We start from the raw sequence: 16,436 nt of genomic DNA on the forward strand, positions 1-16,436 counted from the left end.
CGGAGCCCGAGGAACTGGGCGCCGTGGGCGTAGAACAGGACGAGGGTCGTCACGCCCCCGAAGAGCCCGTAGGGGTTGAGCAGGTCGAACAGCGTCCCGTTGAACTCGTGGGCCGCGTCGAGCGGAACGCCGCGGACGATGTTGGCCCACGCGACACCCCACAGCAGGGCGGGGAGCGCGCTGCCGATCAGCAACCCCCACTCCCATCCGGCCCGCCAGCGGGGCGAGCTGTTCTTGCCCCACATCTCGAACGCCATGCCGCGGACGATGAGCGCCGCCAGGATCACGAAGAGGGCGATGTAGAAGCCCGAGAACAGGGTTGCGTACAGCTCCGGGAACGCCGCGAACGTCGCGCCGCCCGCGGTCAGCAGCCACACCTCGTTGCCGTCCCAGACCGGGCCGATGGTGTGGATGACCGCGCGCTTCTCGGGCTCGGTCTTGCCGATGCGCCGCAGCAGCATGCCGACGCCGAAGTCGAACCCCTCGAGGACGAAGTACCCGAGCCAGAGGATCGAGATGAGCAGGAACCAGACGACCTGCAGGGTCGTGGGATCGGCCATGGTGCAGGCCTCCTAGTAGGCGAGAGCGAGGTCGGGGGTGTCCTGGCGGTCGCCGTCGGGCGCGTCAGGATCGTCCGGCGGCGCATCGGGGCCGTGCTTGGCCTCGCGCAGGAACAGCCGCCCGGCGATGACGGCCAGCGTCCCGTAGAGGACGGTGAAGCCGACGAGCGTCAGCACGACCTGCGCGGAGCTCACCGTCGGCGACACCGCGTCCTGGGTGCGCAGGAGTCCCTGCACCACCCACGGCTGGCGCCCCATCTCGGTGAAGATCCATCCGGCGGAGTTGGCGATGAACGGCAGGGCGACGGCCGGGACCGCGAGCTTCAGCCACAGCCGGCTCTCGCCGAGCCTGCCCTTGCGCAGCAGCCACCACCCGGCGGCCGTCAGGAGGATCAGGGCCGTCCCGGCGCCGACCATCAGGCGGAAGGTCCAGTAGGTGACCGCGACCACCGGCACGTAGTCCCCGGGACCGTAGGTGCGCTCGTACTCGGCCTGCACGTCGTTGATCCCCCGCACCTCGCCGTTGAAGCTGCCGGTGGCCAGCAGCGACAGGGTCTTGGGGATCTCGATGTTGGTGTTGAGGTGCCCTGGGTTCTTCTCGAGGTGACTGATGGCGAAGATCGAGAACCCGGCCCCCTTCTCGGTCTCGTACTGGGCCTCCGCCGCCGCCATCTTCATCGGCTGCTGCTCCTCGAGCAGCATGCCCTGGAAGTGCCCGACGGTCGCGCCGGCGATCGTCGCGACGCACACGGCCGGGACCACGAACCGGACGGTCGTGCCGAAGACGTCGGTCGCGTTGCGGCGGATCAGGTGCCAGGCGCTGACCGCCAGGACGACGGCTCCGGCCGTGCTGAAGGCGGCCAGGATCGTGTGGGAGAAGGCGTAGAGCGCCGTGGAGTTCGTGAGGACCTCGAAGATCGACGTCATCTCGGCGCGACCGGTCGCCTCGTTGATCCTGTAGCCGACCGGGTGCTGCATCCACGAGTTCGCCGCGAGGATGAAGTAGGCGGACAGCATCGTGCCCCCGGCGAACGCCCAGATCGACGCGAGGTGGATCTTCGGAGACACCCGCCCCTTGCCGAACAGCCACACGCCGATGAAGGTCGACTCGAGGAAGAACGCCGCGAGCGCCTCCATGGCCAGCGGCGCCCCGAACACGTCGCCCACGTACCGCGAGTAGTCCGACCAGTTCATGCCGAACTGGAACTCCTGGACGATGCCGGTGACGACGCCGACGGCGAACGAGATCAGCATCAGCTTGCCCCAGAACTTCGTCATCCGGGCATAGACCTCTTTGCCCGTGCGGTGATGCAGCGTCTGGCAGGTGGCGACCCAGACGGCCAGCCCGATGGTGACCGGGACGAAGAGGAAGTGGAAGACGGTGGTGATCCCGAACTGGTAGCGGGCCAGCTCGAGCGCGCTCATGCAGCGGCTCCGGACGACAGCCCCAGCGGGGATCCGCCGAGACGCCTGATGCCGGAGGGAATGACCATCACCGGGCAGTTCGGGAGCTCGATCAGCTCCGTGGAGACGCTGCCGAGCAGTCCGCGCATGATCCGGCCACGCCCGTGCGATCCGCAGATCAGCAGGTCCAGGTTCCGTGACGCCTCGCGCAGCTCGCGGCTGATCTCGCCGTAGCGGATCTCGACCTCGTGGGCGAGCCCTTCCACGCCGTCCAGCGCGTGCTCGGCGGCGAGCTGCGTCTCGCGCCCGTGATGCTGGTCGGTGGCCACCGCGATCAGCCGCACCATGCCGCCCGTGCGCTCCGCCAGGTCGGTGGCCGCGGTCACCGCGTAGCGGCTCCCCACGGACCCGTCGTAGGCGACACCGACCACGTCCAGGGCCTCGGACACCAGCCGGGGATCCTCTGGCGCGACGACGACGGGGCACGGCGCGCCGGCCCCGAGGGACCGCGTGACATCGCCCTGGATGTCGGGCCCCACCACGATCGCGGTCGCATCGATCTCGACCGCGAGGTCGACGAGCGACCTGTGCGTGTCCTCGGCGGGAAGCGTCCGGGTCCTGACGTCGGGGGTCTTGATCTCCGCGGCCGCCCGTTCGACGATCGCCTCCGCGCGGCCGTAGCGCTGAACGTTCCCTTCCCCCGGGACCTGCCGGGAGCTCGAGGCGACCGGCTCGTAGTGGTAGGCGGTCGCGAGCACGACGTCCAGGCGCAACGTACGGGCCAGCACGTCTCCCACGCGAAGGGCCGAGGGGGTGCGCCCGTCGTAGGCGATCAGGACTGGCGAAGAGCTCATGGCGACGACGGTAGGCGCGGGGGGCCTCGCATCCCACGGGCGTCCCTACGCGAGCGGATCCGTACTTCGCCACGTCGGGCTTCGGGGAACGCCACCTGTCGTGGAAGTTCCGCAACGACCTCGTGGCAGACCACCCTGGGCATGCACGGCGCACGCAGGCAGGGTCTGTCCATGATCCATCGAGACGACCGGACCTCCATGCGCGTCCTGATCGCGGGGGGTGGCGTCGCCGCACTGGAGACTGCGCTGGCGCTGCACGACCTCGCGCGCGAGCGCGTCGACCTGACGCTGGTCGCGCCCGACGAGCACTTCGTGCTGCGCCCGATGCTCGTGGCCCAGCCCTTCGCGAAAGGCCGCGCGAGCACGGTGCCGCTCCTGCGCGTGGCGGCGGAGACCGACGCCAGGCTGCTCCATCACGCCGTGGCGAGCGTCGACACCGCCGAGCATCACCTTCTCACCACCGACGGCGAGCGTCTGCCCTACGACGCGCTCGTCCTGGCTCTCGGTGCGCGCCCCGCGACCGTCTACCGCCGCTCGCTGACGTTCTCTGCCGCATGCGACCCGACCGACTACAACGACCTCCTCCGGGACCTCGAGGAGGGGCACTGCGACCGCCTCACGTTCGTCGTCCCTCCCGGGGCGACCTGGAGCCTGCCGCTCTACGAGCTCGCGCTGATGACGGCCAAGCAGGTCAGGGGCATGGGCATCGAGTCCCTCGAGATCCACTTCGTCACGCCCGAGGAACACCCGCTGGACCTCTTCGGTCTCGCCGCGGCCGCCGACGTGCGGCGCCTCCTGGGACGCGCGGGGATCCACCTCCACACGGGCGTCCGCGCACGCCAGCGCCAGGACGGAGCGCTGCTGCTCGAGCCGACCGACCAGGTGCTCGACCGGACCCGCGTGGTCGCGCTCCCGGAGCTCAAGGGCCCCGGACTCCCGGGCCTCCCGTCCGACGAGCACGGGTTCGTCCCCGTCGACGACTTCGGTCGCGTCCGCGGCGTCGACGGCGTGTACGCGGCGGGTGACATGACCGCGCGCCCCGTCAAGCAGGGTGGGCTCGCCGCGCAGCAGGCGGACGCCATCGCCGAGATGCTCGCCCACGAGGCCGGCGCCGACATCGAGCCGACGCCCTACCGCCCCGTCCTCCGAGGAACGCTCCTGACCGGGGCCGAGGACCACCACCTCCGGGACACCGAGCACGGTGTCGGGGTCGCGACGTCCGAGCTCATGTGGTGGCCCCCCGGCAAGGTCGCCGGCGCCTACCTCGCCCCGTACCTCGCCGGAGAGGTCGGTGAGCGGCTCATGGACCTGCCGCCGCACCGTGCCAGCCGGCCCATCGATCTCCCGCTCCCAGGGATGGAGGCTCACCGTGTCTGACCAGCTCACCGCCCTCGACGGGACCTTCCTCGAACTCGAGGACGCGGACCCGACCGCGCACATGCACATCGGTGGCGTGCTGGTGTTCGAGCGCCCGCTGCACGGCCCCAACCCGACGCTCGAGGATCTCCGCGCGCAGATCTCCTCACGCCTGCACCTGCTCCCGCGCTACCGCCAGCGGCTGGCACATCCCGACGCCGGCCGGCTGCGCTGGCAGCGGTGGGAGACCGACCCGGCGTTCGACATCGCCCGCCACGTCCGCCACGCCGCGCTTCCGCACCCCGGCGGCTGGGACGAGCTCCTGGAATGGTCCGGCGAGCAGTTCTCGCACCGCCTGGATCGCAACCACCCGCTCTGGGAGATCGTCCTCCTGGAGGGTCTCGCGGAGGGCCGGTGGGCCATGTTCACCAAGACGCACCACTGCCTCGTCGACGGCGTCGGCAGCGTGCAGATCGCCCATCTGCTGCTCGACCCGTCCCCCACCGGCGGGACCCAGGCGCCGGCGCCGGCCGGCCCCCCGCCCGTCGAGCCGGCCCGCGACCACTCCGGGCCGTCGCTCCCTGGACTGGGAGTGGCCCGGGAGGCGATCCACGCGGCGCTGCACCCTCGCGAGACCGCTCAGCGCGCGTGGGCCCTGGCCGAGCTGCTGGTGCGCGACGAGCTGCAGGCCGCGCCCGACACGAGCCTGAACTGCGCGATCGGGCCCCGACGCGGGCTCTCGGCCGTGCACCTGGAGCTGGACGAGGCGCAGCAGATCCGTGCCGCGCTCGGAGGCACCGTCAACGACGTCGTGCTGTCGGCCGTCACGGCGGGCCTCCGCCGGGTGTTCCTGACCCGCGGCGAGGAGCCGCCGGGCGCCGGGCTGCGTGCGATGGTCCCGGTCAACCTGCGTGCGTCCGACGGCAGCTCGACGGGGAACCGCATCAGCTCCCTGTTCGTCGAGCTTCCGGTCGCCGAACCCGACCCGCTCGAGCGTCACCGGATCGTGCGGGAGACGACCCGCACGATGAAGCAGGGTCGTGAGCCGCTCGGCGCCGACACGCTGCTGCACGTCACCGGTGCGGTGCCGCCGGTGGTGCACCAGTACCTCGCGGGCTCGCTGTTCGCGAAGCGCCTGTTCAACGTCACCGTGACCAACGTCCCGGGCCCTTCCCAGCCGCTGTACGCGTTCGGGTCACGGATGGCGTTCGTCTGCCCCTACGTCCCGTTGGCCGCGGAGCACGCGGTCGGCGTCGCGATCATCAGCTACGACGGGTCGCTCGTGTTCGGCGTGTGCGTCGACCCGGACGCCGTACCGGACGCCGACGTGCTGGCGGACGGGATCGCGGAGGGCCTGCGGGAGCTCCAGCGCGCTGCGCACGCGCCGGGCGTCAGGTGATCGGCACCACGATGACGGGGCGGTCGGCCTCACGCACCAGGCGCGAGGTCACCGAGCCCAGGAGGGACGACAGCACCCCGTGACCGTGGGTGCCGACCGCGATGGCGTCGGCCTTCTCGACCCGGGCGATCTCCAGCAGTGCGGACGCCACGTCCCCGTGGACGAGACGCAGGTCCCAGTTGGCGTCGGCCAGCTCGTCGTTGCCACCGAGCAGGAGCGAGTCGAGCGTCGCACGACCATGTTCGGTGCGGTGCGGGTCGATGGTCTCCCGCCAGCTGAACCCGGGGCGCAGTGGCGCCGAGGCGTCCGCGTGGACGACCACGACCCGGCCCTGCCCGGCGAACCGCACGGCGGCGGTCACCGCACGGCGGGCGGCGGGAGATCCGTCGAAGCCCACGACGATGGTGCGGTCATCGGACACGCGACAATAGTCGCGCACCCTGGGGCCGGTCGCCTCGGGACACGGGCGCATGGCGCCCACGGCAGACCCGCGTGAACGGGCGGAAAAGCTACGGATGCCGCTCCGTGCCGCGGGTTCGACACTGATCTCAGGTTCGTTTCCGCTGTCCAGAGAGGTCTTCATGCCCGCCAAGATCATCGTCGCCGCCACCCCGCCCGACGCCGCCGCCGACGCCGTCGCCCTGGCGGTCGACCTCGCCCGCGCCCGTGGTGCCTCGCTCTTGGTCGCCGGTGTGGCGGTCGTGCCGATGATGGCCGACCGCGAGGTCTTCGCCCGCGCCCAACGCGGAGCGATGGAGCGCGAGCTCTCCCTGCTCGTGCCGCACGACACCGACGGGGTCGAGGCCGGCATCGCCGTCGTGGTGTCGCGCTCCATCACCCGCGGCCTGCACTCGCTCGCCGAGCGCGAGCACGCCGACCTGCTCGTCATGGGCCCCACCCACCGAGGGACCATCGAGCGCGTCTTCCAGGGCGACCTGATCCTGTCCACGCTCCACGGCTCCACCTGCCCGATCGCCGTCGCCCCCGCCGGGTACGCGGACCGCACGAGCGAGGACCGGCCGATGATGGGCGTGGCGATCGACGGCGGCGAGGAGTCCGATGCCGTCCTCGACGCCGCCGTGACGCTCGCCGAGCAGATGGGGGCGTCGCTGCGGATCGTCCACGTCGCGGAGACACCGATCGGCTACGCCGTGCCTCCGTGGCTGGATGCCGCCGGCTCGGCCCGCTACCTGGAGGCCGTGCGCGCCGAGGGCAACGCCGTACTGCAACGCGCGGAGGAGAAGGTCGATGGGCGCGTCCCCGTGAGCACCAAGCTGCTGTCGGGCCTGCCCGGCGAGGAGCTCGCCCGATTCGGCAGCGAGGTCGACCTGCTGGTGATGGGCTCTCGCGCCTACGGCACGGTCGGCCGCGTCATCGTCGGGAGCACGGCCGGTCGCGTCCTCCACGACGCCCCGTGCGCGGTCCTGGTCCTGCCCCAGACCGTCCTCAGCGAGGTGCCGGCCCTCACCTGACCGGTGCCCTACCCGCCATCGCCGCTCGATCGCCCACCCGACGCCCCAGAAGGAGTCCCACCATGCCCAAGGTCTACGTCGCCGGATACGACGGAACCCCCTCCGCCCGCGCAGCAGTCGAACTGGCCGCCGAACTCGCGCAGCCCAGCGGCGGACGGGTGCTGGCGGTGACCTCCTACGAGCCGAGCGTGCCGACGCTGGCGCCGGGAGGCTCGATCGCGGCGGACGCGCGGCTGGAGGAGGAGGCTCGGCACGCCGCCTCCATGACGCTCGGTGAGCTGCACGTGCAGAACGCCGAGCGGGTCACCGAGATGGGGCGGCCGGCCCCGGCGCTCTGCGCTGTCGCCGAACGCGAGCAGGCCGAGACGATCGTCGTCGGGGCCACCCACCGCGGCAAGCTCGGGCGCATCGCCCCGGGCAGCCTCGCGGAGCGCCTGATCCACGGCGCGCCGTGCGCGGTGGCGGTCGCTCCGGGTGAGCGCCAGGCGACGGCGGTCCGCACGATCGCCGTCGCGTACGACGGCGGTGAGGAGTCCGCCGCCGCGCTGACGTACGCGCAGGTGCTGGCGCGGGAGCACGGCGCGACCCTGCGGGTGCTCGCAGCCTGCGACGCCCCGACCGCGACACTCGACCTGCCGCTGATGGAGATCAAGAGCCCGGCGTTCGACCAGCTCGATGCCGACGTGCAGAAGATCGTGGCCGAGCTGCCCGACTCCCTCAACGCGACCGGCGAGGTCCTCAAGGGCGCGGCGGGGCACGCGCTCGTCGCGGCCTGCGAGAAGGGCGTCGACCTCCTCGTCGCGGGGTCACGGTCCTACGGGCCGCTCCGCGGAGCGTTGATCGGCAGCGTGTCGCGCTACCTCGTGGACCACGCGGTGTGCCCGACGCTGATCGTCCCCCGCGGCGTCCAGCCGGTCCGCCGCACCGACCGCGAGTCGGCCGAGGAGCCGGTCCCCTCGTCCTGAGCGGGGCCGGAGGGCCTGCTAGCGTCGCCGGATGGGACTGACCAAGGGCGCCGGTCCGCTGGCCGGGGGCGGTCGCGCTCCCTCCAACTTCTCGCTCGAGGGCCCCGCGCACCAGCTGCACCTCGAGCCGTACCCGAGGCGTCTGCGCGTGGTGGTCGCGGGCAGGTTGGCGGCCGACACGCTGGGCGCGTCGCTGCTGATGGAGACGGGGCTGCTGCCGGTGGCCTACGTCCCGTTCCCCGACGTCGATCGGTCGCTGATCGAGCGCACCGACACGTCGACGTCGTGCCCGTTCAAGGGCGAGTGCAGCTACTGGTCGGTCGCCGGCGTCCCGGATGCCCTGTGGGCGTACGAGCACCCGATCGAGACCGCGCCCTGGCTCGCGGGTCTCGCCGCCTTCGACCGCTTCAAGATCGAGCACTTCCTCGTCGAGGAGGACCGGGTGTTCGGTCCGCACCTCCGCGATCCCTACACGCGCGTGGACGTCCACGACAGTGCCCGAACGGCCGTCGTGACGGTCGCCGGTGTCGAGGTCGCGCGCACCCGGCGCCCGCGCCTGCTGTTCGAGACGGGACACCCGGTGCGGGTGTACGTCCCCCCGGCCGACGTGGCGATCGGTGCGCTGGTGCCGTCGTCGACGCGCGCGCAGTGCCCGTACAAGGGCGAATCGACCTACTGGCACGTCCGAGCCGGGGACCGCGTGGTGCAGGACGCCTGCTGGTCCTACGAGACGCCGCTGCCCGAGGCGGCGCGTGTCCAGGGGCATGCCGCGTTCGCGGGCGACGAGGTCGAGATCGTCCTCAGCGACCGCTGACCTCGACGCGTTCCCGCCTCGCACATCCGTCCAACGGGCTGTCCGGCCGCTCAAGCATGTGGTGTCCTGGGAGCAGTCGGCGGCACGGGCTGCCGTCGAGACCCCCTCCGGAACGAGTCCGCCCCATGCCCCGACGTCGCCCTGGTGCCCTTGCCGTCGCCGGCGTCCTGGTCGCCGTCACCGTGCTGGCCTTCGTGCTCGCGCTCACCAGCGCGCAGAGCACGGCGCGTGAGGACATCGAGCAGCGCTTCCGGGAACGGGCCGAGGTCTCGGCCGCGCTGACGTCGTCGCTCTTCGCGTCCACCGCCTCGACCCCGAACGAGGAGAACCGTCGCGTGATCGGCGCCTCGGAGATCCCGCAGGAGGGCCTGGATCAGATCGCGCGGACCGGGCGCTACCCCTACGCGGTCGTGCTGAGCGCCAACGGCCGGGTTCTCGCGGCGTCGAGCGGGACCCCCGCCGCGGTCACGCGCGCGCTCGACGAGAAGCCGCCGTGGGTCAGCGGCGTGATCGCGGGTGCGCCCTTCGGGCTCTCCGGTGTGCTGGCCTCACCGACCGACGGGGGCCAGGTGCTGGAGTACGCGGTGCCGTACCGGATCGACGGTCGCCTACGCATCCTGGTCAGCTCCTTCGAGCCGGAGCTGATCTCGTCGTTCCTCGGGAGCTACCTGGAGAGCCTGCCCAACAGCGACAGCGCCGACGCGTACGTGGTCGACAGCGCCGGCGTCGTCGTCGGGACGACCGACCGCACTCAGCCACCGGCCCAGCCCCTACGGGCACCCGGCGCGCTCCCCGCCGTGCGGCGCGCCGCCGACGGGGAGTACGACGGCGGCGGGACGGAGCGGTACCTGACCTCTGCCCGCGTCACCGGCTCGGAATGGCAGGTCGTGCTGACCGCCACCACCAAGGACCTGTACTTGTCCATCTCCGGGGCCCGCACCGTCGTGCCGTGGATCGTCTTCTCCGCCTTCGCGCTGGCGGCCCTGCTGGCGCTCGTGCTGTTGCGCGGGGTGCTGCGGAGCAGTGGCGCGCTCGCGGACGCCAACGCCGACCTCGAGGCGCGCAACGACGACGTCGAGCGCATGAACCAGGCGCTCGAGGCGCGCGCCGCGGAGCTCGCGAGGTCGAACGCCGACCTGCAGGAGTTCGCGTCGATCGCCTCGCACGATCTCCAGGAGCCGCTACGCAAGGTGCAGTTCTTCGGGGATCAGATCGTCGAGCGACACGGCGAGGGCCTGCCCGACGAGGTCGTCGACCACCTCGATCGCATGCGACGCGCCGCCGGGCGGATGCGCGCGCTGACCGACGACCTCCTGACGTTCTCCCGGGTCTCCACCAAGGGCACGCCCTTCGTCCCGGTCGACCTGCGCGAGGTGGCCGAAGGGGTCCTCTACGACCTCGAGCCCAGGATCGCCGCGGCCGGGGGCACGGTGCGCGTGGGGGATCTCCCGACCATCGACGCCGACCCGACGCAGATGCGGCAGCTCCTGCAGAACCTCATCGCCAACGGCCTGAAGTTCGCCCGCCCCGACGTCGCACCAGAGGTGAGCGTCGGCGCCACGGTGGCCGAGGACCGGTGCGAGCTCGTCGTCCAGGACAACGGCATCGGCTTCGAGCCGCAGTACGCCGAGCGCATCTTCCGGATCTTCGAACGCCTGCACGGTCGCTCCGAGTACCCCGGCACCGGCATCGGCCTCGCCCTCTGCCGCAAGATCGCCGAACGTCACGGCGGGACGATCGTCGCGACCGGCGTCCCGAGCGAGGGCGCGCGCTTCACGGTGCGCCTGCCGGTCCACCAGGCGACCGCTGCGTCCACGCCGGAACCCGAGGACCGGATGATGAGCCATGCCTGACACGCGCCGCCCCGAGAAGCCGATCGTGATCCTGATGGCCGAGGACGACGAGGACGACCGGCTCATGGCCCAGGAGGCCCTGCGGGCGAGCCGGCTCGCCAACGATCTGCGGTTCGTCGTCGACGGGCAGGCGCTCCTGGACTACCTGCGCCGCGAGGGGAACTACACCGACCCTGCGGACTCGCCCACGCCCGGCGTGATCCTGCTGGACCTGAACATGCCGCGCATGGACGGTCGCGAGGCGCTGGCCGAGATCAAGTCCGATCCTGACCTGCGACACATCCCGGTCGTCATCCTGACCACCTCCAAGGCGGAGGAGGACATCTTCCGGACCTACGACCTCGGCGTGAACTCGTTCATCACGAAGCCCGTCACCTTCCAGGGCCTCGTGGACGTGATGCGGGTCTGGTCGCAGTACTGGTTCGAGATCGTCGAACTCCCGCGAGACGGACCGGATGCCCGAGCCTGACCGCCCCCGCCGGGTCCTGCTCGTCGAGGACGACGCGGACGACGAGCTCATCACCCGACACCTGCTGGAGCGGGCGGCCACCATGGCGTTCGAGGTCGAGGCGGCGCAGACCTACGAGACCGGCCTGGAGATGGCGCGGACGGGCTCCTACGACGTGCACCTGGTCGACTACCGGCTCGGATCCCGCACGGGCCTCGATCTCGTGCGTGAACTGCGCGGCGCGCCCCGCTCCGTACCGGTCATCCTGCTCACGGGGATCAACGACTACGCGGTCGATCTCGAGGCGACGGCGCTCGGCGTCGCCGACTACCTCGTCAAGGACGGTCTGACCCCCGACGTGCTGGAGCGATCACTGCGGTACTCCCTGCACACCGCCCAGGCCCTTCGGGCCCTCCGCGAGAGCGAGGAGCGGTACGCACTGGCCGTCCGAGGCGCCAACGACGGCGTCTGGGACTGGTCCCTGCCCGACCGGCGCGTGTACCTCTCCGGGCGCTGGCGCGCGATGCTCGGGCTGCCCGGCGTCGAGGCGACGGAGTCGCCCGAAGACTGGCTGGGTCGCGTCCACCCCGACGACCGGCTGCGCCTGCGGGCGGAGATCGACGCGCATCTCGCCGGCGACACCTCGCACCTCGAGGTCGAGCACCGGATGCGCCACGCCGACGGCACGTGGCGGTGGATGCTCACGCGCGGGATCGCGATCACGGACGAGCAGGGGGAGCCGCAGCGTCTCGCGGGGTCGCTGACGGACATCACGGCACGCAAGCAGGCCGAGGACCGCCTCGTGCACGACGCGCTGCACGACGCGCTGACCAGCCTGCCCAACCGGGCCCTGTTCATGGACCGGCTCACCCGCGCCATCGCCCGGTCGGCCCGCCGGCCCGAGGCGCGCTGTGCGATCGCGTTCCTCGACATCGACCACTTCAAGGTCGTCAACGACGGTCTCGGGCACACCGCGGGCGACCACCTGCTGGTTGCGGTGGCGCGCCGCCTGGAGTCCGGACTGCGGCCCGGCGACACCGTCGCGCGCCTCGGCGGCGACGAGTTCACCGTGCTCCTCGAGGACATCGACCAGGGCGTCGACGCCGAGGTCGCGGTGGCCCGGCTCCTGCGGACGCTCAACCAGCCGTTCGTGATCGAGGGGCGCGAGCTCGTGATCGGGGCCAGCGCGGGCATCGCGCTGAGCGGACCTCGGGTCAGCGCCGCCGATCTCCTGCGGGACGCCGACACGGCCATGTACCGGGCCAAGAGCGAGGGCCGTGCGCGGTACGCGGTGTTCGATCACGGGATGCGTGAGCAGGTCATCCGTCGTCTGGACGTGGAGACCGAGCTGCGCAGCGCTCTCGAGCACGACCGGCTCGCCGCGCACTACCAGCCGATCCTGCGCGCGGCGAGCGGCGAGCTGGTCGGCTTCGAGCTGCTGGCCCGGTGGACCAACCTGGAAGGCCAGGCCGTCCCGCCGGCGGACTTCATCCCGATCGCGGAGGAGACCGGGCTCATCGGCGACATCGGTCGCTGGGCCCTGCGGTCCGGGTGCGCGCAGCTGCGCCGATGGCTCGACGAGAAGATCGTCTCACCCGAGGTGACCATCAGCGTCAACATCTCGGGTCGCCACTTCAACCGCGGCGACCTCGCGGGCGACGTGCTGGCGGCCCTGGAGGAGTCGGGCCTCGAAGGCCGGTCCCTGCGCCTGGAGATCACCGAGAGCGTGATCCTGGACGACCCGGAGACGGTCCGCTCGACGCTCACGCAGCTCGGGGAGATCGGCGTCCGCGCGCACATCGACGACTTCGGCGTCGGGTACTCCTCGCTCGCCTTCCTGCACCGGTTCCCCGGGGACACGCTGAAGATCGACCGCTCGTTCGTCGCGTCGATGGCCGGCGATCCCGGGAGTCGCGACATCGTGCGGGCCATCGCCGGCCTGGCCGCCACGCTGGGCATGCGGGTGATCGCCGAGGGCGTCGAGACCGCCTGGGACCTCGAGCTCGTGCGCGCGGCGGGCTGCGAGCTCGCCCAGGGCTTCTACCTCGCCCGGCCGATGCCCGCCGCGGACGCGGCGGCGTTCAGCCGCAGCATCGCGAACGCGGCACCGGCGTCCTGACCCGCGTCCGACGGTCGTCCCGTCGGAGGGGTCAGGCGCGCGCTCGGGTCCCCGGGACCGCTGCTGCGACGTCCGGGTGGCGTCGCGGTGGTCGGGGACCCGGACCGCTCAGGCGGCGGCCGGCGTCACGGGTGAGGTGGCGGCTGCGTCCTGCTTGATGAGGTCCGCCGCCTTCTCGCCGATCATGATGCATGCTGCGTTGGTGTTGCCGCGCACGATCGTCGGCATCACCGAGGCGTCGGCCACGCGCAGTCCCTCGATCCCGTGCACCTTCAGGCGGGGATCGACGACCGGCCCGATCGCGCAGGTCGAGGTCGGGTGGTAGATGGTCATCGTGTTGGCCTGGATGAACTCCCAGAGCTCATCGTCGGTGGCGTCCTTCGAGGGGGCCTTGAAGTCCCCGGTGATGATCGCCTGCATCGCCGGCTGGGAGGCGATGTCCAGGGCCATGCGCATGCCGGCGAGGATCGTCTGCCGGTCCTCCTCGGTCGTGAGGTAGTTGTGGATGATCCGCGGCTTGGAGTGCGCGCTGGGACCACGCAGCGACACCGACCCGCGACTGGTCGGCTTCACCACCCCAGGACCGAAGGCCAGGCAGTGATCGGTGGTCGCTCCGAGCCCCTCGTCGAAGAACGGAGCCGGGGCGCAGTGGAACTGGCAGTCCGGGCCCTCCAGGCCCGGGCGGGTGCGCATGAACCCGCCAGCCTCCGCGATGTTGGAGCTGAGGGGCCCGCGACCCTCGGAGCCCAGGAGCTCGACGTTCTCGTCGCTCATCGCGGTGACCAGCGATTCCTGGTTGGTCGTGTAGTTGATGAGGGTCATGCAGTGGTCCTGCAGGCCCTCGCCGACCGGCAGGTCCTCGATGACGTCGAGCCCGAGCATCGTGAGCTGCTCGGCGGGACCTACCCCCGAGAGCATCAGCAGCTGCGGTGACTGGTAGGCGCCCGCCGCGAGGACGACCTCCCGCTCGGCGCGGATCTCGTCGTGGTCGGGGTGCTCGAGCCGCACGCCGACGGCGCGACCGTTCTCGATCATCACCTCCGTCACGAACGCGTCGGTCAGGACGGTGAGGTTCTCGCGGTCCTCGACCGGGTGCAGGAACGCCGCCGCGGTGCTGCAGCGCATCCCCTCGGACTGCGTGGTCTGGTAGCGGCCCACGCCTTCCTGGCGCGCGCCGTTGAAGTCCGGGTTCTCCTCGTGCCCCGCCTGCTTGGCGGCTTCCACGAACGCGGTGGCGATCGGGTTCATCGACCGGGACTCCCGCACCGACAGCGGACCGCCGGCCCCGTGGTACAGGTCCTCGCCGCGCTCGTTGTCCTCCGAGCGCTTGAAGTACGGCAGGACGTCCTCGTAGCCCCAGCCCTCGGCGCCCATCGCCGCCCACTCGTCGAAGTCCGCCCGGTTGCCGCGGATGTACACCATGGCGTTCATCGAGCTGCAGCCGCCGAGCATCTTCGCTCGCGGCAGGTAGCAGCGGCGTCCGTTGAGCGCGGGCTCCGGGTCGGTGGACATGTCCCAGTCCCGGCGTCCCTTGAACAGCGCCCCGAACGCGGCCGGGATCGCGACCTCCATGTCGTTGTCCTCACCACCGGCCTCCAACAACGCGACCGTCACCGACGGATCCTCGGACAAGCGCGCAGCGAGCACACAACCTGACGAGCCGGCACCGACGATCACGTAGTCGAACGAAGACATCTCTCTCTCCTGGATTGGACTGCGCCCGACGCTACCCGAAGCGACGCACCCCCGATGGGGGGTTTCACCACAACTCTCGACGGACCCTCGGTGGGTCCCCCGACGACCTTCCCGAACGCACGCTCGGCAACCGGACGCCGTGGCCGGGCGCCCCATACGATGGCGCGCATGAGCACTCCTCCCCCCCGCACCGGCCCGCTGACCGGCGTCCGCATCCTCGAGGTCGGCGGCATCGGCCCGAACCCGTTCGCCGCCATGCTGCTGGCCGACATGGGCGCCGACGTCCTCCGGCTCGACCGGCCGGGAACCGACCTCTTCCCCGCGAAGTTCAACCCCACCCTCCGCGGACGGGCCACCGTCAACGTCGACATGAAGTCCGATGCGGGTCGCGAGGCGGTGCTGAGGCTCGCCGAGTCCGCCGACGCCCTGATCGAGGGCTACCGCCCCGGCGTCATGGAGCGTCTCGGCCTCGGCCCGGACGAGGTCCGCGCGCGCAACCCGAAGCTCGTCTACGGTCGCATGACCGGCTACGGACAGGACGGTCCCATGGCCTCGGTCGCCGGACACGACATCAACTACATCTCGCTCGCGGGTGCCCTGGGCCCGTCCCAGCGTGTCGGCGACAAGCCGATGTTCGCGCTCAACCTCGTGGGCGACTACGGCGGTGGCGCGATGTTCCTCGTGTTCGGCGTGCTCTGCGGGATCATCGAGGCGCGGCAGTCGGGCCAGGGGCAGGTCGTGGACGCGGCGATGGTGGACGGCGCGGCCGCCCTGACCGCCATGTTCCACGGCATGCGGGCCGGCGGCATGTGGAACGACCGGCCGGGCACGAACCTCCTGGACTCCGGCGCGCACTTCTACGAGACGTACGAGACCGCCGACGGCGGCTACGTCGCGCTGGGTGCGATCGAGCCGCAGTTCTACGCGCGGCTCCTGGAGCTCCTCGAGATCCCGATGGACGAGATGCCGCAGTTCGCGATGGACCGCTGGCCCGAGTTCAAGGATCGACTGACCGAGGTCTTCAAGTCCCGGACGCGCGCCGAGTGGGCGTCCCTCCTGGAGCCCGAGGAGACCTGCGCGACCGCGATCTACGGGCTCGACGAGGCGCCGCAGCACCCGCACATGGCCGCGCGCGGCACCTTCGTCGAGGTCGACGGCATGGTGCAGCCGGCCGCCGCTCCCCGGTTCGACCGCACCCCTGGAGCCGCACGCCCGATCGTGCAGGACACCGACGGGGCGCTGGAGGCCTGGGGCCTCGACGAGGCCGCACGCGCGGCGCTCACCGCCTGAACGCGCCCCGGTCGCCCACCCCAGGGGGTGCGACGCCTGAGCGACTCTGAGGGTCGCTGAAACGTCGCACCCCTGGTGGGAGGGGTGGCTACGGTGCGGTCACTCCCAGCAGTTCGTCCGCCACGTGCTTGGCGGTCACGGCGCAGGACTGCGTACCGCCGTCCCCGTAGTCCCGGACGCCGTCACCGACGTGCAGCAGGTTGTCGA

The 16,436-nt window shown here is 71.6% G+C and carries 14 protein-coding genes; 9 read left to right on the plus strand and 5 right to left on the minus strand.

Annotated elements, in window-relative coordinates; genetic code table 11:
* The 3 genes from cydB to ABYE80_RS07175 all read right to left on the minus strand — a co-directional run.
* A partial coding sequence (gene cydB, locus ABYE80_RS07165; protein WP_372789584.1) for a cytochrome d ubiquinol oxidase subunit II occupies positions 1-560 on the minus strand: 560 nt, incomplete at its 3' end.
* 12 nt (positions 561-572) lie between these two features.
* The gene (locus ABYE80_RS07170; protein WP_372789585.1) at positions 573-1,985 is read right to left on the minus strand and encodes a cytochrome ubiquinol oxidase subunit I; all 1,413 of its coding nucleotides are present in this window, start codon (positions 1,983-1,985) and stop codon (positions 573-575) included.
* On the minus strand, positions 1,982-2,818 hold the full coding sequence (locus ABYE80_RS07175; RefSeq protein ID WP_372789586.1) for a universal stress protein: 837 nt from the start codon (positions 2,816-2,818) through the stop codon (positions 1,982-1,984). Before ABYE80_RS07175 ends, ABYE80_RS07170 begins: the two co-directional genes overlap by 4 nt.
* Before the next feature lie 171 nt (positions 2,819-2,989).
* On the opposite strand from ABYE80_RS07175, the gene ABYE80_RS07180 reads away from it, so the two are divergent.
* Positions 2,990-4,195: an NAD(P)/FAD-dependent oxidoreductase gene (locus tag ABYE80_RS07180; RefSeq protein WP_372789587.1), complete on the plus strand. Its 1,206-nt coding sequence runs from the start codon at positions 2,990-2,992 to the stop codon at positions 4,193-4,195.
* Positions 4,188-5,573: a wax ester/triacylglycerol synthase family O-acyltransferase gene (locus ABYE80_RS07185; RefSeq protein WP_372789588.1), complete on the plus strand. Its 1,386-nt coding sequence runs from the start codon at positions 4,188-4,190 to the stop codon at positions 5,571-5,573. Before ABYE80_RS07180 ends, ABYE80_RS07185 begins: the two co-directional genes overlap by 8 nt.
* Here ABYE80_RS07185 and ABYE80_RS07190 read toward each other — a convergent pair.
* Complete coding sequence (locus ABYE80_RS07190; protein WP_372789589.1) at positions 5,566-5,994, minus strand: universal stress protein; 429 nt, start codon at positions 5,992-5,994, stop codon at positions 5,566-5,568. The two genes, ABYE80_RS07185 and ABYE80_RS07190, sit on opposite strands and share 8 nt — an antisense overlap.
* Positions 5,995-6,154: 160 nt before the next feature.
* On the opposite strand from ABYE80_RS07190, the gene ABYE80_RS07195 reads away from it, so the two are divergent.
* From ABYE80_RS07195 to ABYE80_RS07220, 6 genes are all read left to right on the plus strand, one after another.
* The gene (locus tag ABYE80_RS07195) at positions 6,155-7,045 is read left to right on the plus strand and encodes a universal stress protein (RefSeq protein ID WP_372789590.1); all 891 of its coding nucleotides are present in this window, start codon (positions 6,155-6,157) and stop codon (positions 7,043-7,045) included.
* A gap of 62 nt (positions 7,046-7,107) precedes the next feature.
* Positions 7,108-8,010, plus strand: coding sequence for a universal stress protein (locus tag ABYE80_RS07200; protein WP_372789591.1), 903 nt, complete (start codon positions 7,108-7,110; stop codon positions 8,008-8,010).
* A gap of 31 nt (positions 8,011-8,041) precedes the next feature.
* Positions 8,042-8,824: a DUF427 domain-containing protein gene (locus ABYE80_RS07205; RefSeq protein ID WP_372789592.1), complete on the plus strand. Its 783-nt coding sequence runs from the start codon at positions 8,042-8,044 to the stop codon at positions 8,822-8,824.
* Between the two features lie 125 nt (positions 8,825-8,949).
* On the plus strand, positions 8,950-10,677 hold the full coding sequence (locus ABYE80_RS07210; protein WP_372789593.1) for an ATP-binding protein: 1,728 nt from the start codon (positions 8,950-8,952) through the stop codon (positions 10,675-10,677).
* Complete coding sequence (locus ABYE80_RS07215; protein ID WP_372789594.1) at positions 10,670-11,146, plus strand: response regulator; 477 nt, start codon at positions 10,670-10,672, stop codon at positions 11,144-11,146. The genes ABYE80_RS07210 and ABYE80_RS07215 overlap by 8 nt, the downstream gene beginning before the upstream one ends.
* The gene (locus ABYE80_RS07220; RefSeq protein WP_372789595.1) at positions 11,133-13,244 is read left to right on the plus strand and encodes a putative bifunctional diguanylate cyclase/phosphodiesterase; all 2,112 of its coding nucleotides are present in this window, start codon (positions 11,133-11,135) and stop codon (positions 13,242-13,244) included. Before ABYE80_RS07215 ends, ABYE80_RS07220 begins: the two co-directional genes overlap by 14 nt.
* Before the next feature lie 108 nt (positions 13,245-13,352).
* Here the strand turns inward: ABYE80_RS07220 and ABYE80_RS07225 are convergent, their stop codons facing one another.
* A complete protein-coding gene (locus ABYE80_RS07225; protein WP_372789596.1) occupies positions 13,353-14,939 on the minus strand; it encodes a GMC family oxidoreductase in 1,587 nt (528 codons plus the stop codon).
* 168 nt (positions 14,940-15,107) lie between these two features.
* On the opposite strand from ABYE80_RS07225, the gene ABYE80_RS07230 reads away from it, so the two are divergent.
* Positions 15,108-16,229: a CaiB/BaiF CoA transferase family protein gene (locus ABYE80_RS07230; RefSeq protein WP_372789597.1), complete on the plus strand. Its 1,122-nt coding sequence runs from the start codon at positions 15,108-15,110 to the stop codon at positions 16,227-16,229.
* Positions 16,230-16,436: the final 207 nt, after the last annotated feature.

It is taken from the genome of Paraconexibacter sp. (assembly GCF_041602235.1).
Lineage (GTDB): Bacteria > Actinomycetota > Thermoleophilia > Solirubrobacterales > Solirubrobacteraceae > Paraconexibacter.